This window comes from Nocardia vinacea NBRC 16497 (genome assembly GCF_000308835.1).
Lineage (GTDB): Bacteria > Actinomycetota > Actinomycetes > Mycobacteriales > Mycobacteriaceae > Nocardia > Nocardia vinacea.
Map to the genome: position 1 here is coordinate 1 of NZ_BAGN01000159.1, position 17,638 is coordinate 17,638.

The window sequence follows — 17,638 nt, forward strand, 5'->3', positions numbered from 1 at the left end:
ACGGCCAGTCTGCCCCCGCGGGATCGGCTTGCGCTGAGCCAGAATCCGTACGGCTCGCTCGACGCGCTCATCGAGGACTGCCGCGCCGCCGCCGCGGACGAACTGATCGCCGCCGCCGGTGGGCCGGTGCGCAGTCCTGGCCAGTTCGACACTCTGGTCACGAAGATCCGCCCCGACTTCGTGTCCGCCGTTGCCCGCATCGTGCGCCTGGTAGTGCCGGTGTTGGCTGGGGCGCACCAGGTTTCGTCCGCGCTCACCGACACCGCCGAACGCGATATCGCCGACGATGTCCGCCAGCAACTCGATGACCTGATCTTCCCCGGTTTCGTCTCGGAGTGGGGCAGCGCTCGGCTGCGCGAACTCCCCCGCTACCTGGGGGCCGCCCGCACCCGCCTGGAGTCGCTACCCGGCTCCGCGGTCCGTGACCGACAGGGCATGGTCGAAATCGACCGCGCACTCGCCGCCTACGACCGCCTCGTCAATGCCCTGCCCGAAACCCGCAAGCACGCCCGAGATGTCACCGAAATCTGGTGGATGATCGAGGAATTCCGCGTCAGCCTCTTCGCCCAGAAGCTCGGGACGCCGTACCCGGTCTCCACCAAACGCATCGAAAAAGCCATCGCCACCATCCGCCGCTGATCCATCAGCTGTGCGGCTCCCGCCAGCGCGTCCGACCCGGCACAACCGAAGCACCGGCCGAACTCGCAACGGTAGTTCTGGGGGCGCGACCGGAGCGAGGTGTGGCGATACAGTCGCCGGAGCATGGTGGCGCGCAAGAGTATTGCGGCCGCTCACCGTATCCGCACCGCGTGTCGTTCAGCAGTTCGGCGCGAATTCTCGAAAGAGGTGCTCGCTATGCGGAAATCCCTCACGCCGATTCTCGCCGCCTGCGCCGTCGCATTTGCCCCGATGGCAACCGCTTCGGCAACCGTGCCACCACAGCCCACGTCGGTGCGCACCAGCACCGATGTGCTGCGACAGCTGGTTCGGCTGCTCGACACCGGATCGGTCACCATCTGCCCCGGGCAGGCGATGGGCAGCTTCGGCTGCTCGTGCCCGCCGGGGATCTGCCTCTGACCGCCGGATCAGTCGGCGGCGGCGGCGACCGTCGCTTCCTCGCGGTGCTTGCGCAGGTCGGCGATTTCACGTTCGAAATCATCGGCGGAGGTAAAGGAGCGGTAGACCGAGGCGAAACGCAGGTAGGCCACCTCGTCCAGATCGCGCAGCGGGCCGAGGATGGCCAGGCCGACCTCGTGGCTGGGCACCTCGGGCGAACCCTTGGCGCGCACCGCGTCCTCCACCTGCTGGGCCAGCAGGTTCAGGGCGTCTTCGGCGACCTCGCGGCCCTGGCAGGCGCGACGAACACCACGGATCACCTTCTCCCGGGAGAACGGTTCGGTGACGCCGCTGCGCTTGACCACGGATAGGATCGCGGTCTCGACGGTGGTGAATCGTCTCCCACACTGCGGGCAGGAACGCCGGCGGCGGATGGCCGCGCCTTCCTCGGCCTCACGCGAGTCGACGACCCGCGAGTCGGGGTGTCGGCAGTAGGGGCAATGCATCCGAGAGATCCTTCGTCGATGCGCGCGCCCGCGTCCGAATCGGCTCCGGTTCGCCAGTCCCGATCCGGCGAGCACGTGTACAGGGGTCTAGACCGATACGTCCATATCAGGTCCAGGATACCCGGGAGGGGTCACCAACCGTCTCACACGTCCCAACTACCCCGTCGACCGACACTCAGCCGAGTTGCCACTGCGTCGTCAAATCGGCGATCAGATCCGGAATACGCGCGATCATCCGGCCGTGCGCGAGCTTGCTCCAGAACGATTCACCCAGCACCACCTCGGCGAATGGCCGGTTGCTCTCCATATCGATGTGGCGCAGCACCAGATCGCCGGTGATGTAGGCCCAGCGGGTATCGCGGTCGGCCCAGTTGAAGTCCGGCAGCGGGGTGCGCAGCGAGACGGAGCGTCCCGCGATATCCGCGCTGACGGTGGCGGGCGCGAAAACACCGGGTGCGCGCACACCGGGGACGGCGGGCTTGCCGGCCACCGTGCTCACATAGGTCATGACCCGGCCCATCGCGCCGCGGCCCGCCGAGGTGGCATCCCATTGGTCGGCGATGACACGGTTCTGCTCACGATCGGTCATCCGGATGAGCGCGTCCACATATCCGTCGCGGGTATTCGAATCGATCGACTGCCAGGCGGTGCGGATATCGGCATCGATCACCCCGGCCGCATACATTTCGTCGATTCCGGCCATCCCCAGTGCGGCATACGCCTCGTGCATCGGGACCAGATCGGTGAAGATGTGCTTCTGCATGATCATCAGCCGGGTCTGGTACCAGGCGACATCCTCGGCGCTCAGCCGCGAACCCTCGGTGGCGAGCAGCCGGATGTCGGCGGGCAACTCGGCCACCAATTCCGGTGGGGTGCCGCGCAACAGGTCGGCGACCGCGTCGCCGAGTTGATGGATGCCCGGTACGTCGAGCACCAGCCCGACATCGCTGAGATCGAAGAACCCCGAGGCGAAGGAGCCGCCCGCGATTCCGGCAAGGCCCGCCCACCAGTACTCCTGATGCTGATTCGCCAGCCGGAAGTAGTTGACGTACACCTGGCAGAAGGTGCGTTGGTTGGCACGCACGCCGAGCACCGGATCCCAGGCCGCGAGGTCGATATCGGCATTGCGGGTCGAGACCACCAGCCAATACTGGTGCAGCAGTGTGGCATAGCGGCTCGGCGCCACCCCGTCGGCCCTGGCCTGGTCGAGCGCCACACGCAACGTCGACTCGTCCAGTGGTAGTGCGGGATTCAGACCACCGCCGCCCGCCCCGTCTGCGTTGAGCGCGGGTAAACCCAGGAACGCCTCGTATGCGGGTGCCGCCTGTGCGGCCGGAATCATGGTGAGCCCGAAGATAAGACAGGCCAGCAGCCCGGCGATCCGGGCGAGCAGACGGACGGCGAGTGCAGCGGTGGAGCGATGCGTCATTGCGTGGTGTCCCGAAATCGATCGTCGGCAAGAGTTGCCTAGGTCACGTTTTCAGGCACAGTAGCAACATGTTCTAGTTTGCAATCGACAATTTCGGCCACGCTTCGTGGCGGATCGACCGGTCGCCATCCGCCACACCGGCTTTCGCCGAGCTACCGCGGCACACCGACTCCCACACCGTCCGGAACTGATTGCTGTTCGACCACGGCGGGCACCGTCGTCGGGGTCTCGCCGCCGAAAGTTCCGGCGCGCCAATGCGCCAACCCGATCAAAGCCGTCACCGCCAGCGCGCTCAACAGCGCGGACACCGCGAGCACCGCGAAACCGACCTGCGCCTGTTCGACCCGCTCCATCGGATGCGGCCCTCGCGCCTGACGTAGTGCGGGCGTTCGAACGGGACCGCGGTCGTACAGCACCACCGCACCGCCGGGCCGACTGTCGCGCGGACGCCGATCCGTCACGACGCGCGCGGCCTCCAGGGCGCGCATGCCACCGCGATGCGGACGCTGCACGCGCGGAACGGATTCGAAGCCGAGATCGACGTCGGCCTCGTCCTCGAGGTCGGTGCTCAGGGCGCTGATCGCTGTGCTCATCGGACAAACCTCCGTGACGGGGTGTTGGTGGGTGCTCAGGTATGTCACGAGACGATGGGGGGTAGCTGTTCGATCAAGTGTTCGAAGAACTTGTGTTCGATTTCTACCACGCTCCACCGACAAAGTCAGCAGAAAACGCCGACATGCCTCGAACAGATGTTTGATACATCGGCGTGACCGGACTAGATTCGGTAGACGAAATCAATGGACACAGAAGGGCGGTTGCGGTGAGCCACACAGACGACACGGGCGACGAGAGCGGAGTTGGCAACGACCCGTCCGGTACCGGGGCGGATCTCACCGTGCGTCAGCGCAAAGTCCTGGAGGTCATCCGCACCTCGGTGAGCGAGCGCGGCTACCCGCCGAGCATCCGCGAGATCGGCGATGCCGTCGGGCTCACCTCCACCTCGTCGGTCGCCCATCAGCTGCGCACCCTCGAGCGCAAGGGCTATCTGCGCCGCGACCCGAATCGCCCACGCGCCGTTGACGTTCGCGGTCTCGACGAGGCGGTGCGCGCGGTGACCAGCCTGCCCGGCACCGAGGATGTCGAGACCGGCAGGCCGGTCCCGACCTTCGTGCCCGTCCTGGGCCGGATCGCCGCCGGTGGCCCGATCCTGGCCGAGCAGGCGGTGGAGGATGTCTTCCCGCTGCCGCGCGAACTGGTCGGCGACGGATCGCTGTTCCTGCTCAAGGTCGTCGGTGAATCGATGGTCGACGCCGCGATCTGCGATGGTGACTGGGTGGTCGTGCGCCAGCAGAATGTCGCCGATAACGGCGATATCGTGGCCGCGATGATCGAGGGCGAGGCGACGGTGAAGACGTTCAAGCGCACCGGCAAGGATGTCTGGCTCATGCCGCACAATCCGCTGTTCGAACCGATTCCGGGTAATGACGCGCGGATCCTCGGCAAGGTCGTCACGGTCATCCGCAAGATCTGACCCAGTTTCGCGTGATCTGGCCCAGCTCAGCGCGGCAGCATAGGTTTCCAGAAGTCGGCTCGGTGGTCGGCGGCATAGGAGTCGATGAGCCGGCTTCCGCTGGGCCGGAAGGACATGACCAGCGGTGCGGCCGGGTCGTAGGCCGGGATCGGTTCGAGACCGGCCGGATCCGGGCGGGCTTCGATGGTGAATCGGGTCCAGTACCTTCGCATCTCGGCGGCGAGGCGCTGTTGGTCCGGCGTCTGGACGGCACCGTAGAGCCAGCCGAGGTCGCGCAGGCTCCACAGTGACGCCAATTCGCTGGCGTGATATGCGCCCAGCGGGAAGGTATTCGGCGGGCCGAGCGGCGCCGGGTCGTCGAAGGAGTAGGTGTAGGTGGGCGTGCGCGGGCCGAGCCCGTCGTATTCGACAACCAGCATGGTGAGGAACCGATCGGTCCAGGCGCGTGACAGTGCGAGTGCGGGCTCCGGATAGGCGGCGACCGGATAGGTCTGTTCGACGCGGTCGAGTTGCTCCGGCGTCAGGTCGGGCATGGCGGCGGCCAGTGCGGCGCGGTATCCGGCGGCGGTCAGCGGCCTGCCAAGGGGCACACCGTATTTCATGTACACCCATAGCGACATCTCGTCGTTGTTCGCACCGACGAGCGTGGGCACATCGGCGAAGGCGCCGTTACGCACGGCCGCCTGTGGCCCGGACGGCAGGAACCGGCCCCCGAATACCGTTGCGGTGATGGAATCGTTCACCAGCGTATCGACCGGCAGCGCGCGCAGGCACGCCGCGGTCTCGGGTCCGGCGCACCCGAGACGTGCGGCGTACCCATCACCATCGGCCATCGCCGTCGCGGCGGGCACACCGGGGCTGCACGGTCCGCTCTCCATGATCGTGGCCCGGAACAGCCCGCGCGAACTCGGCGCGGCCATCTGAGTGCATACCGACGTCGCACCGGCCGATTCGCCCGCCAGCGTCACGCGCTCCGGATCACCACCGAATGCGGGGATATTGCGCCGCACCCAGCGCAATGCGGCCTGCTGATCCAGATAGCCGTAATTCCCGGCCCCGGAACCTTCATCGAGCGCCGAGGCGGCGAGGAAACCGAGCGTGCCGAGCCGGTAGTTGATCGTGACCACGATCAGATCACCGTCACCGTGTGCGATCAGCGGCTCGGCGCCGTAGACGTCGCCGGAGCCGGTGACGAAACTGCCGCCGTGTATCCAGACCAGCACCGGTAGCCCACCACCGTCGGCGGGGAGGTTGCGCGGCGTCGAAACATTCAGATACAGACAATCTTCCGACTTCGTCGGGTTCGCACCGACCACCCCGAAAAAGTCGTTGTCCTGCGGGCAGCTCGGCCCGGCCACGGTGGCATCCCGAACACCGGGCCACGGTGCGGCCGGAGCCGGGGGCCGCCACCGCGACTCACCGACCGGCGGGGCCGCATAAGGAATGCCCGCGAACAGTCGATGGTCCGCGGCCACGATGCCGCGCAACTCACCGGTCTCGACGGTGACGAGATCTGCGGCGACCGGCTCGGCGGGCGCCGGTCCGGCCACACCGATCAGCACGATGACGGCCGCGAGGACAGCGAACCAACCCCGAGCCGTGCCGCGAAACCAGCCTCCCGCGCTCACCCAACGATGCTTGCGCACGCGCCCACGCTAACTACCTGCACCGCCGCCGCGGGCGGCAATTCCGAAAGTGACCCTTGCCACACTCGGTACGTGAGCGTACCGTGCTGTTGGTACGAAGATGTACCACGCTGGGAGGTGCCGCATGACCACGGTGAAATTGCCCGACGGGCCGACGAGTCCGGCCTTCTTACAGGCCATCGAGGTGATGGCGAGCCGCACCCGCACGTGGCGAAGATTGCACGAGCGGTACGGTTCGGCATTCACGGTCTACCTACCGCGCTTCGGGCGGATGGTGGTGCTGTCCGAGCCGGCCGAGGTGAAGGCACTGTTCACCGCGAGCTCCGATGTGGCCGATAACGTCGATGTCAATCTCGGGCAGTTCCTCGGTCCCGGCTCACTGTTCTCGCTGCGCGGCGCCGAACATCGTAAGCAGCGAAAATTGCTCACCCCGCCGTTCCACGGTCGTCGTCTCGCGGTGTACGAGACGCTGATCGAGGAGGAGACGGTGCGCGAGTTGGCCACCTGGCCGCAGGGCCGGGAATTCGCGACGATGGACTCGATGATGCGGATCACCCTGAATGTGATCCTGCGCGCCGTATTCGGCGCCGAGGGCAAGGAATTCGACGAACTGCGCGATCTGCTGCCCAAACTGGTGCTGGTCGGATCGGCGCTCGCGGCACTGCCGGTGCCGCGAAAGTTCTTGGGGCGGTATGGTCCATGGGCCCGCTTCGCCGCACACCGCCGCAACTACGACGAGATCGTCGGCAGGCTCATCGACCGCGCCGCCGCCGATGAGCACCTCGCCGACCGCGACGATGTGCTGGCGATGATGCTGCAGGCCCGCTACGACGACGGCACCGCGATGACCCGCAGCGAGATCGCCGACGAACTGCTCACCCTGCTCACTGCCGGTCACGAGACCACCGCGACCACCCTGTCGTGGACCGTCGAGCGGCTGCGCAGACATCCGGAAGTGTTGCGGCGCTTGGTCGCCGAGGTCGACGAAGGCGGTTCGGCACTGCGTGAGGCAACCCTGCTGGAGGTGCAGCGGGTGCGTCCGGTCATCGACTCGACGGTCCGCAAGATCCGCGCGGAGTCGATGCAGCTGGGTCGGTGGACGCTGCCCGAGGGACAGAATGTGCTGGTCAGCATTCGGCTCATGCACGACAACGAGGAGCTGTTCCCGAATGCCCGCGCTTTCGATCCGGATCGTTTCGTCGGTGTCCGGCCGGGCACCTTCAGCTGGATTCCGTTCGGCGGCGGCGCCCGGCGTTGCATCGGTGCGGCCTTCGCCACCATGGAGATGAATGTCGTATTGCGCACGCTGCTGCGGGATTTCACGCTCGAGCCGACCGACGCGCCGGATGAACGCACGCACTTCCGCGGTGTCGCGCTGGTGCCCGCGAAGAAGGGCCGCGCCGTGGTGTACCGCCGCGCGCCCCGGCCCATCACGGCCGAGGCCAGGGCCGAACAGGTGACGGCATGAGTGAGCGATTCGCCGATGTGGGCCACGGCGTCACCCTCGCCTACGAGCGCCTCGGTGACGGCGGCGCCCCGCTGCTGCTCGTCGCCGGACTCGGTCAGCAACTGCACGACTGGCCCGACGGTCTCTGTGAACTGCTCGTCGCACGCGGTTACGACGTCATCCGGTTCGACAATCGCGATGTCGGCAAGTCGACGCACTTCGGCTTCCCGCCGCCTGGCCCGCTCGATTTCCTGCGAAAGCATTGGCACACAGCGCAATACGACCTCTCGGATATGGCCGCCGACACGGTTGGTCTGCTCGACGCGTTGGAGCTGAGCTCCGCGCATGTGGTCGGCATGTCGCTCGGCGGGATGATCGCGCAGACGGTCGCCGCCCGCTATCCGGCCCGGGTCACCTCGCTGACCTCGATCATGTCGACCACGGGTGCGGCACGGGTCGGGCGTCCGGCCCTGTCGACCTGGCGGCTGATGTTCGGCCGACCGGCCCGCACCCGAATCGAACACATCGACCGCTCGGTGCGCATGTACCGCCACATCTGCTCGCACGGCTATCCGTTCGACGAGCAGGCGGTGCGCACCGCCGCGGCGACGACCTGGGACCGCGATCCCCATCCGGCGCCGGGCGTCGGCCGCCAACTCGCCGGCATCCTCAAATCCGGTGACCGCACCGCGGAACTCGCCGCCGTCGTCGCCCCGACGCTGATCCTGCACGGCGACCGCGACCTGATGGTGAATCCGACCGGCGGCACCGTCACGGCGAGCGCCATCCCGGGTGCGCGCCTGCACACCCTGCCCGGCATGGGCCACGACCTGCCCGTCGGCGTCCGGCCGACGCTCACCGACCTCATCGACACCCATATCCGCACCGCCAGGAGCACCGATGCCCCGCACCGCTAGGCCGCTGTCCGGCCGTCCCGCCATGATCACCGGCGCCGCCTCCGGCATCGGTCGCAGTCTCGCCCAATTGCTTTCGCGCCGTGGGTCACCCGTGGCGATCGCCGATATCGACGAGGTCGGCTTGAAGCAGACGGCCGCCACCCTGACCGGTCCGGTGCTGATCCGTGTGCTCGACGTCCGCGATGCCGCCGACCAACTCGCATTCGCCACCGAGGTCAAGGACTGGCTGACCGAACCGTTGGCGGCGGTATTCAACAATGCCGGTGTGGCGGTGAGCTCGTCGGTGCTGGACGCGGTTCCGGAAGACGACGAATGGCTGCGGCAGATCAACTTCGACGGCGTGGTCAATGGCACCCGCGCGTTTCTGCCCATCCTGGTCGAACAGGACCAGGGCGTCATCGTGAATACCTCCAGCGTATTCGGACTGCTCGGCATGCCGAATCAAAGTGCTTACTGCGCAGCAAAATTCGCGGTGCGCGGCTTCACCGACTCGCTGCGCCAGGAACTTCGTGGCACCGGGGTATCCGCGGTGAATGTGCACCCGGGAGGTATCACCACCAATATCGCGCGCAATGCCCGGGTGCGCAAGGATCCCGAGGGCCGCGGCCGTTCGCATGAGCAGATGGCGGCGGAGTTCGAGGCGATCACGTTGACCTCGCCGGACAAGGCGGCCGAAATCATCTGCCGCGGAGTCGAACGCGGGAAGTCGCGCATTCTGGTCGGGCCGGATGCCCACGTTTTCGACGCACTCGCACGAATAGCGCCGACGCACTACTACGACATATTCGCGGTGCTGGAGCGGCAGCTGCGGGCCCGCGCGAAGACCGGAGTGACGGCATGAGAGCATCGCGCAGCGATTCGATGAGGGGTGGTGGCCGGGAGACGGGTGGGCCAGAGCATTTCGATGTGCTGATCGTCGGTGCCGGTCTCTCCGGCATCGGTGCGGCGCACCATCTGCAGACGGCCTTCCCGAAGCGCAGCTACGCAATTCTGGAGGCGCGCACGGCAATCGGCGGCACCTGGGATCTGTTCCGCTATCCGGGGGTGCGTTCGGATTCCGATATGCACACCCTCGGTTACCGTTTCCGACCGTGGACACAGGCCGCGGCCATCGCCGACGGGCCATCGATCCTCGACTATATCCGTGATACCGCGTCCGAAGCCGGTATCGATCGCCGAATCCGGTTCGGGCACAAGGTCATCGGCGCATCCTGGTCGACCGAAGCGGCGCAGTGGACGGTGACGGCCGAACACGATGGCACCACCTCGACATACACCTGCGGCTTCCTGTACGTGTGCAGCGGCTATTACCACTACGACCGCGGCTACACCCCGGAGTTCGCCGGACTCGAGGATTTCCGTGGGCAACTCGTACACCCGCAGCAGTGGCCCGCCGACCTGGACTATGCGGGTAAGCGAGTCGTCGTGATCGGTAGCGGGGCCACCGCGGTGACCCTGGTTCCTGCCATGGCCGAGACGGCAGCCCAGGTGACCATGCTGCAACGCTCCCCCACCTACATCATGTCTGTGCCCACCGAGGACGCGGTGGCGATCCGCCTGCGCGAACGGCTCGGACCCCAGCGGGCCTACACGATCACCCGCTGGAAGAACGTGCTGATCGGCACCCTCATCTACCAACTCAGCCAGCGTCGCCCCCGCATGATGCGCGACTTCATCCGCAAGCAGACCGCCGCGCAACTGCCGACCGGATACGAGGTGGACGTCCACTTCAGGCCGACCTACAACCCGTGGGATCAACGGCTCTGCCTGGTGCCGGACGGGGATCTGTTCCATGCGATCCGGGCCGGGCGCGCCACCGTGGTCACCGACCGCATCGAGAAGTTCACCGCCGACGGCCTGCGGCTGGCCTCGGGCGCCGACCTTCCCGCCGACATCGTGGTGACGGCCACCGGTTTGCAATTGCTCGCCTTCGGCGGGATCGAATTCAGCGTCGACGGCCGGGCCATCCCACTGCCCGACACCATGGCCTACAAGGGGATGATGCTCAGCGGCGTCCCGAACTTCGCCTTCACCATCGGCTACACCAATGCGTCCTGGACGCTGAAGGCGGATCTTGTGGGCGAATTCGTGTGCCGGTTGCTGCGGCATATGGACGACAACGGCTATGACCAGTGCACGCCGTGGCCGGATCCGAGTATCGCCCCGGAGCCCCTGCTGAACTTCCGATCCGGCTACGTCCAGCGCTCCATCGACCACTTCCCCAGGGCCGGATCGCGACGGCCGTGGCGATTGGGGATGAACTACGCCCACGATGTGCTCGCACTGCGCCATGGGCGGATCGAGGACGGCACCATCCGGTTCGCGAGCCGGGCCGCCGTATCCGACCAGATTCAGGTGCGTGTGAGGTCATGATCGCAGTGGCGGCGGGGCGAACTAACCTGATTCTTGTGACCCGTGCCGAGCCCACCGCCAACCTCGCCACCGAGAGCACGCCGGAATCCGCATTCCGGCGTCGCCTTCTCGATGCGATGGCCGAGGCCGTGCGCGATCGCGGTTATCGCGAAACAACCGTGGCCGATGTGGTCCGCAATGCGCGCACCTCTCGCCGCACCTTCTACGAGCATTTCGACAGCAAACAGGACTGCTTCATCGCGCTACTCGCCGAGCGCAACAGCGAGACCATCCAGCAGATCTACGATGCCGTCGATCCGGCCGCGCCCTGGCGCACCCAGGTCCGGCAGGCCATCGAGGCCTGGATCCACGCATCCGATCAGGACACGTCGATCACCCTCGCCTGGATTCGGGACATCCCCGCGCTCGGCGAGGCCGCTCGCCAGCTCCACCACGATACCGGCGAGGCCTTCATCAATCTGATCCAAAGCCTCACCGCCACACCGAGTTTCGAGGCTCCCGGACTGCATCCACCGACGCGTCAGATGGCGACCATCCTCTACGGTGGTTACCGCGAACTCATCGCCTCCACGGTCGAAGCGGGCAAGGACATCCGCGACATCATCGACGTCGCGGTCGATACGGCCATCGCCCTGGTCGGCCCGCGCTACGAGCCGCGGAGCTAGTCCTTCACGGCCGTGAACTGCGCAAGCGCGCCATTGCACACCAGCTCGACCTCGCGCAGGCCCGCCGCGGCGATCCAGCCCGACAGCTCGGCCGCGGTACCGGACGGACCGAATACGCCGATCGTCCGCATCACCCGCATGTGCAAGTCGAAGCGCGGCCGGACTCCGCGCACCACACAACTGCCGACCAGCCTTCCACCCGGCGCGAGCACCCGGGCGAGCGAGGCGACCGCGGCGGCCGGATCCGGCATACAGTGCAGGCCCGCGAAACTCACCACCAGATCGAATTCGCCGGCGGCAAAGGGCAGGTCGACCACATCCGCGCGCACATAGTCGATATCGGACAGCCCGGCGCGCTCGGCCGCGCGACGCGCCGCCGCCAGCTGGTCATCCGAAATGTCGGCGGCCACATAGCGGAGCTTGCGGTCGGGTGCGAGTCGACGCAGGGTCACGCCGCCGCCGACCGGCAGATCAAGCAGCGCGGAACCCTCCGGCAGTTGATTGACGACATCCATCGCCGCATACATCCGACGGGTGTCGCAGCCCCACATCACCTGTCCGGCGGGCCGGGCCACCTGCGGATGGTCGAGCACGAAGTCGTATACCGGAGCCCCGAGGTTTCCCCAGACTCGGCTCTGCCACACTTCACGGACGTCGGGCACTGTCGTCTCCTCTTCGCGCGGTGGGAGTCCAGGCTAGGCCGGAGGTCATCGGCGCGCCAAGGCTTTCGCCGATACGCTCTGCCGCGTCAGCGCGGAGGTGCGGCAGCACAGCGGCCGCGACGGCGCGGGTCACCGCGGGCTTCGGACTCTGCACCGTGACAATCGGCACCAGGCGTGCGCTGCGGCGGTCCTGCACACCCGAGAATTCTGCTCCGACAACGAGATCGACGGCCGTATCACCGTGACGTTCGTACTCGAAACCGGTGTACCTGTCGTACTCCTGCTGCCGCGCCTGCACGGGAATCGTTGCGCGCTCACGGTATTCGAAGCCGATCTCGACGTGGGCACCGTCCGCCGTCAGGGTCCACTTGTCGTTCATCTGCCCCTCCCGGGTGAATTCGACGCAATGGTCGGGCTCGAGGTGGGGAACAACGACGCAGGGCGATACACATGCATTACCATCGGCTAGCCGTGCGTACGGAAATCGAGATGGTCGCGCTGCCCGTGGGGCGGGTGACGCTGTCGGATCGGCGGACCCAGCGGAGTTGGGCGGTCGAGGTGGCTGCTTTTCGGCTGGCGACGTTTTCGATTACCCAGTCGCAGTATGAGCAGGTCACCGGTGAGCTGCCGAGTGCGGCTCGGGGTGATCGGCTGCCGGTCGAGGGGGTTTCGTGGTTCGATGCGATCCGGTTCTGCAATGGCCTGTCATCGGAGGCGGGTTTGCCGCCCGCGTATCGCGTGCACGACGACGAGGTCGAGTGGGATGTCGATAGCGACGGGTACCGGCTGCCGACCGAGGCCGAGTGGGAGTATGCGTGCCGGGCGGGTACTTCGGGGCCGCGATATGGCGAGCTCGACGAAATCGCCTGGTATCGGGGGAATTCCGCAGGGCAGGTACACGAGGTCGGCGGCAAGCTGCCCAACGCCTGGGGCCTGTACGACATGCTCGGCAATGTCTGGGATTGGTGCTGGGACATTTACGACGCCGAGGTGTACGACTCGTATCGGGTGCTACGCGGTGGCGGCTGGTCCGACGAGAAGTGGAGTTGCCGGGCCTCGGTGCAACGGCGCAGCCATCCGACCTACCGGATCGACGATGTCGGATTCCGGGTCGCGCGTTCGATATTCGCCTGAGCCGCCGCCCTATCGCTTGCCGCCCAAGAACTTCGGCAGCTTGCGCCTGCCGCGCCCGTCGAGCGCGCGCATCAGTCCTGCCACCACGCGCAAGCGCCCACGCGAGGCCGGGTACCACATCAGCTCACGCTTCATCGCCGGTACGCGCGGCACCGTAATCGCTTGCTGGCGACAGTATTTCCGGATTCCGGCGGCCCCGCCCCACCGCGCGCCGATCCCGGAATCCTTCCACCCGCCCATCGGCAGCGCGAAGCTGAACAGATTCGCGAAAGCGTCGTTGATATTGACCGCGCCGGCTTCCAGCCGCCGCGCCACCCGCTCGCCGCGCTTGCGGTCTCTTGTCCAGACCGTGGCCGAGAGCCCGTAGACCGAATCATTGGCCAGGCGCACCGCCTCGTCCTCGTCGGCGACCTTCAGCACCGGAATGGTCGGACCGAATGTCTCCTCGCTGATGCACGCCATCGAATGGTCCACATCCACCAGCACGGTCGGTTCGAAGAAGGTGCCGACCCCGGTCGCTTTGCCACCGGTGGTGATCCGCGCGCCCGCGGCCACCGCCTGCTCGACATGGCGTGCCACGATATCGCGCTGGGCCTCGGTCGCCATCGCGCCGATATCGAAAGCGAACCCGCGCCCGTCGTGTCCCTGCCGCAGCTTGCGCACCTGTTCGGTCAGGCTGGTCACGAACTCGTCGTAGACCGGCGCCTCGACATACACCCGCTCGATCGAGATACAGACCTGACCGGAATTGAACAGTCCGCCATAGGCGATGCCCGCCGCGGCCCGCTCGATATCGGCATCCGCGAGGACGATCGCCGGATCCTTGCCGCCGAGCTCCAGGCTGTACGGGGTCAGGGTCGCTCCGCAGGCGGCAGCGATCGCCCTACCGGTCTTGGTGGACCCGGTGAACTGGACGTAATCGACCGCCTCGACGACCGCGCGTCCGGTATCTCCGCGCCCGGTCGACACCGCGAAGATCGGCGGCGCACCGATCTCGGCCCACCCACGCGCCAGCGCGACCGCACTCAACGGCGTGACCTCCGACGGCTTGACCAGCACCGCGGCACCGGCCATCAGCGCGGGCAGCGCATCGAAGCACACATTGAGCAGCGGAAAGTTCCACGGCGTAATGATCCCGACCACCGGATGCGGCCGATAGGTCTTGACCAGCCGCTTGGTCCGGCCGAGCGGACTGTGTGGAGCCGGATGCTCGTCGAGCAGGAATTTCGCGGCATTGCGCGCCCAGTATTTGATCAGATTGACCGCAGCGGGCACCTCGATCTCCGCGTCGTAGCGGGTCTTACCGGTTTCGGACTGGACCACATCGGTGAGCTCATCGGAATTATCGATCAGCCAATCCTGCAGCCGAAACAGCCATTCGGCGCGCTTATCCGGACCGATCGCCTCCCATTCCGGCTGGAACAGGCGCAATTCGCGCACCGTCGCGGCCACCGCCGCACTCGATTCGTCGGGCACCCGGCCGGTGACGCTGCCGTCGGCCGGGTTGTGCACCTCTATCTCGATCTGCTGTTCCGCCGTACTCATCCGGCTCACCTCCTGTGCTGTGCCCCGCCCCTCCAGCGTGGCATTTCCGCTGGCGTGACACCGGGTGTTCCGATTTTCCTGCGATGGAGAAGAAAGGATTGATATCTTCCGCCAATAGCAAGACGCGACCGGCTTCGACGAGGATGCAGTTCAGTGTTCGATTGGGATCTCCTGCGTAGTACATCCAGCGTGCATGTGCTGATGCAATTGGCGCAGGAACGCGGCATGTCGCCGGAAGTCTGTCTCGAGGGCACGAAGCTGGCGCCCGAGGCCGTGAGCGATCCCGATGCCGAGGTGACGGCGCGGCAAGAGGTGCGCGTCGTGCGGAATCTGCTCGCGCGATGTGGCGCTGAACCCGGATTGGGCGTCGAGGCCGGGAACCGCTATCACTTATCGCTGTACGGGCCGTGGGGGCTGGCGCTGCTGAGCAGTCGCACGGTGCGCGAGGTGATCGAGGTTTCGCTGCGCTATGTCGATTCGGCCTTCGTGTTCGGCCGGTTGACCTTCGAGGAGGGACCGGCCGAGTCGCGGCTCATCGTCGACGATTCGGAGATTCCGGAGGATGTGCGCGCCTTCCTGACCGAGCGCGTCATCACGGGTATCCAGTCCATCGGCCGGGAGCGGTTCTCCGCGGGTGTGCCCGCCACCCGGATCAGCTTCCGCCACTGCGCTCCGGCGGATACGACGCGCTACCGCACCGTCTTCGGTGTCGAGCCGCAATTCGACGCGGCGGTCAACGAATTGGCCTTCGACAGTTCGTATCTCGATGTCGCGCTGCCGCAGGCCAACGAATGGGCGCGCGGGACATGCGAACAACTGTGCCGCGATCTGCTCACCGCCCGCCGCGCCCGCACCGGTGTCGCCGGTTCGGTGCGTGACCTGCTGGTCCGCAATCCGGGGGAGATTCCGGACCAAATCGCCGTCGCCGCAGCGCTTTTCATGAGCCCGCGCACGCTGTCGCGCCGCCTGCGCGACGAAGGCACCTCCTTCCGCAACCTCCTCGACGAGGTACGCCAGATGATGTCGGAGGAACTGCTCAGCCACACCGATATGACCACCGAACAGGTGGCCGCCCGACTGGGCTACGCCGAAGCCGCATCCTTCATCCGCGCCTTCCGCCGCTGGCAAGGCTGTCCGCCACAGGAATTCCGAGCCCGCGGGACACTCGTCGCAACCAGGTGAACCCTTGACCATGCGCTGGTGGCGGTAAACGTCGAGGACGCTTGCATCAGTCCATTCTCGACCGAGTCGCGTTGGTGTGGATGATGGCGGATAGCCAGGGGGTCAGGCCGGGGGCGAGGGTGTCGAAGAACGTGGTGTAGTTCGGGTCGGTGAGGTAGGTGCGGGCGATGCAGATGTGCATGGCGGGGGTGCAGTCGAAGTAGGTGTCGATGGAGGCGCGGTGGCGCTCGGCGAGGGCGTTGGCTTCGTCGCTGCCCGGGAGCACTCCGGCGCGGTAGGCGGCAGCAAGGTCGGCGTTGAGTGCATCGACGGTGTCGGCGATCTGTTGCCAGTCCTCGGCGGTCCGGTCCGCGGCGCGTTCGGCGTACTGCGCCCACTCGGCGGTGTCACCCCAGCGGTCGTGGGCCTGCGCGGTCCACGCGGGTTGCCAGTGCGCGCCGAAGATCTCGACCTGCTCCTCGGCGGAGAGCAGGATTCCGGATTCTCTGGCCTCGATCAAGCGGTCCATGCCATCCGCCATCTGTTGCAGGTGCGCGGCGCGCTCGCGGAGTTCGTCACGCTGTCGTCGCAGCGATGAGGTCGCATCGATGGCGGGTGCGTCCAGAACCGTCCTGATCTCATCGAGGGGTACGCCCAGCTCACGGTAGACGAGCACGCGATCGACGCGGGCGAGGTCCGCACTCGTGTAGAGCCGGTACCCAGCGTCGGTGCGCTCGGTTGGGCACACGAGCCCGATCGCATCCCAATGGTGCAGCGTCCGGACCGTGACGCCCATGCGCGCGGCAGCCGCACCGACGGTGATCCCGGCATCGGCCTGATCAGTCACACCGTCCAGTCTGGCAGGCGCGCTCATGCCGGCGGCTCCCCGATCCCGATGGACCTCAACAGCTCGGCTTCGGCACTGTTCGGATCGTACGGTCGCGCCGCGGTCATGATCACCCGCGTGTTGTCCGGCGTTCGGATCTCGAGATCCACCGTATTCCACGGCATCGGCCGCGGACCGGACGTGCAATCGGGCCGCAGCTGCTCGCATGCGGCCACGATCTCGTCGAGCTGGCTCAGCACGCAGGCGAAGCTCACGCTCAGTTCGGTTGCCGCCGCGCCCTGGTCAGCGGATACGAGCAGGACATCCTGGAATGCCCAGCGCCGCAGGTGGGTGAGTCGGCCGGGGATGGAGAACAGGTCGAAGAAGCCGAGTCCACGCGTCCAGAAGTCCACCGACGCGACCAGATCGGCCGTCGGCACCGTGACGAACATCGGCATCCCGTAGAGGCCGCGGAAAAGTTCCGGCGCCACGGCGTCGAGGGCTGGTACGGGAACCGGACTGATATCGAATGCTGGGTAAGTTTCGCTCACCGCCACATCGTCGAGCCTGACGTAACGTCAGGGTCAAATCACGGCCCGCTGGACCGAGATGGGCGAACTGATCGAACAGCGAAAGACGCTATGCCGCACGGAAGAACAGGTAGTCGAACAGGGCCAGAATTCGGTCGATACCGAATTCATCGGGATGGTCGAGCACCAGGCGCGCGGCGGATTGGATGG

General features: G+C 66.7%; 19 protein-coding genes. 10 read left to right on the forward strand and 9 right to left on the reverse strand.

Going from position 1 to position 17,638, the window contains the following annotated elements; genetic code table 11:
• On the forward strand, positions 1-639 hold a 639-nt coding region (locus tag ON44_RS21170), incomplete at its 5' end, for a DUF3418 domain-containing protein (RefSeq protein WP_040692745.1).
• Between the two features lie 216 nt (positions 640-855).
• Positions 856-1,077 carry a hypothetical protein gene (locus ON44_RS21175; protein WP_040692747.1) on the forward strand — a complete coding sequence of 74 codons (222 nt, stop codon included), beginning with the start codon at positions 856-858 and terminating at the stop codon, positions 1,075-1,077.
• Positions 1,078-1,085: 8 nt separating this feature from the next.
• Here the strand turns inward: ON44_RS21175 and nrdR are convergent, their stop codons facing one another.
• The 3 genes from nrdR to ON44_RS21190 all read right to left on the reverse strand — a co-directional run bounded on the left by nrdR (position 1,086) and on the right by ON44_RS21190 (position 3,584).
• Positions 1,086-1,562, reverse strand: coding sequence for a transcriptional regulator NrdR (nrdR, locus tag ON44_RS21180; protein WP_040692748.1), 477 nt, complete (start codon positions 1,560-1,562; stop codon positions 1,086-1,088).
• Positions 1,563-1,737: 175 nt separating this feature from the next.
• Positions 1,738-2,991 (reverse strand): hypothetical protein, encoded by a 1,254-nt coding sequence (locus ON44_RS21185; RefSeq protein ID WP_040692749.1) that lies wholly within the window; start codon positions 2,989-2,991, stop codon positions 1,738-1,740.
• A 152-nt stretch (positions 2,992-3,143) separates the two neighbouring features.
• On the reverse strand, positions 3,144-3,584 hold the full coding sequence (locus ON44_RS21190; RefSeq protein ID WP_157187238.1) for a hypothetical protein: 441 nt from the start codon (positions 3,582-3,584) through the stop codon (positions 3,144-3,146).
• Positions 3,585-3,811: 227 nt separating this feature from the next.
• Between ON44_RS21190 and lexA the strand changes: the two genes are divergently transcribed.
• Positions 3,812-4,522 (forward strand): transcriptional repressor LexA, encoded by a 711-nt coding sequence (gene lexA, locus ON44_RS21195; RefSeq protein ID WP_040692752.1) that lies wholly within the window; start codon positions 3,812-3,814, stop codon positions 4,520-4,522.
• A gap of 26 nt (positions 4,523-4,548) precedes the next feature.
• Here lexA and ON44_RS21200 read toward each other — a convergent pair whose 3' ends face one another.
• On the reverse strand, positions 4,549-6,168 hold the full coding sequence (locus ON44_RS21200) for a carboxylesterase/lipase family protein (RefSeq protein ID WP_085998585.1): 1,620 nt from the start codon (positions 6,166-6,168) through the stop codon (positions 4,549-4,551).
• Positions 6,169-6,292: 124 nt separating this feature from the next.
• On the opposite strand from ON44_RS21200, the gene ON44_RS21205 reads away from it, so the two are divergent.
• Genes ON44_RS21205 through ON44_RS21225 form a run of 5 tightly spaced genes read left to right on the forward strand, consistent with a single transcriptional unit; the run spans position 6,293 to position 11,570 of the window.
• Complete coding sequence (locus tag ON44_RS21205; RefSeq protein ID WP_040692755.1) at positions 6,293-7,636, forward strand: cytochrome P450; 1,344 nt, start codon at positions 6,293-6,295, stop codon at positions 7,634-7,636.
• Positions 7,633-8,532: an alpha/beta fold hydrolase gene (locus ON44_RS21210; RefSeq protein ID WP_040692756.1), complete on the forward strand. Its 900-nt coding sequence runs from the start codon at positions 7,633-7,635 to the stop codon at positions 8,530-8,532. The genes ON44_RS21205 and ON44_RS21210 overlap by 4 nt, the downstream gene beginning before the upstream one ends.
• Positions 8,516-9,373 (forward strand): SDR family NAD(P)-dependent oxidoreductase, encoded by an 858-nt coding sequence (locus ON44_RS21215; RefSeq protein WP_040692758.1) that lies wholly within the window; start codon positions 8,516-8,518, stop codon positions 9,371-9,373. Before ON44_RS21210 ends, ON44_RS21215 begins: the two co-directional genes overlap by 17 nt.
• Positions 9,370-10,905 (forward strand): flavin-containing monooxygenase, encoded by a 1,536-nt coding sequence (locus ON44_RS21220; RefSeq protein ID WP_245567266.1) that lies wholly within the window; start codon positions 9,370-9,372, stop codon positions 10,903-10,905. Before ON44_RS21215 ends, ON44_RS21220 begins: the two co-directional genes overlap by 4 nt.
• A gap of 35 nt (positions 10,906-10,940) precedes the next feature.
• On the forward strand, positions 10,941-11,570 hold the full coding sequence (locus tag ON44_RS21225; protein ID WP_040692763.1) for a TetR/AcrR family transcriptional regulator: 630 nt from the start codon (positions 10,941-10,943) through the stop codon (positions 11,568-11,570).
• Here ON44_RS21225 and ON44_RS21230 read toward each other — a convergent pair.
• On the reverse strand, positions 11,567-12,232 hold the full coding sequence (locus ON44_RS21230; protein ID WP_040692770.1) for a class I SAM-dependent methyltransferase: 666 nt from the start codon (positions 12,230-12,232) through the stop codon (positions 11,567-11,569). The genes ON44_RS21225 and ON44_RS21230 overlap by 4 nt on opposite strands.
• Positions 12,216-12,611, reverse strand: coding sequence for a hypothetical protein (locus ON44_RS21235; protein WP_040692773.1), 396 nt, complete (start codon positions 12,609-12,611; stop codon positions 12,216-12,218). Before ON44_RS21235 ends, ON44_RS21230 begins: the two co-directional genes overlap by 17 nt.
• Before the next feature lie 110 nt (positions 12,612-12,721).
• Here ON44_RS21235 and ON44_RS21240 point away from each other — a divergent pair, with 110 nt between their 5' ends.
• The gene (locus ON44_RS21240) at positions 12,722-13,366 is read left to right on the forward strand and encodes a formylglycine-generating enzyme family protein (RefSeq protein WP_040692776.1); all 645 of its coding nucleotides are present in this window, start codon (positions 12,722-12,724) and stop codon (positions 13,364-13,366) included.
• 9 nt (positions 13,367-13,375) lie between these two features.
• Here ON44_RS21240 and ON44_RS21245 read toward each other — a convergent pair whose 3' ends face one another.
• Entirely contained in the window at positions 13,376-14,911 is a 1,536-nt protein-coding gene (locus ON44_RS21245; protein WP_040692778.1) for an aldehyde dehydrogenase family protein, read from the reverse strand.
• 153 nt (positions 14,912-15,064) lie between these two features.
• On the opposite strand from ON44_RS21245, the gene ON44_RS21250 reads away from it, so the two are divergent.
• The gene (locus ON44_RS21250; protein ID WP_040692781.1) at positions 15,065-16,093 is read left to right on the forward strand and encodes an AraC family transcriptional regulator; all 1,029 of its coding nucleotides are present in this window, start codon (positions 15,065-15,067) and stop codon (positions 16,091-16,093) included.
• A 46-nt stretch (positions 16,094-16,139) separates the two neighbouring features.
• On the opposite strand, the gene ON44_RS21255 is transcribed toward ON44_RS21250, so the two are convergent.
• Positions 16,140-16,919, reverse strand: a complete 780-nt coding sequence (locus ON44_RS21255) for a MerR family transcriptional regulator (RefSeq protein WP_245567267.1) — start codon at positions 16,917-16,919, stop codon at positions 16,140-16,142.
• A gap of 23 nt (positions 16,920-16,942) precedes the next feature.
• Positions 16,943-17,449 (reverse strand): VOC family protein, encoded by a 507-nt coding sequence (locus ON44_RS21260; RefSeq protein ID WP_040692788.1) that lies wholly within the window; start codon positions 17,447-17,449, stop codon positions 16,943-16,945.
• Positions 17,450-17,638 lie beyond the last annotated feature (189 nt).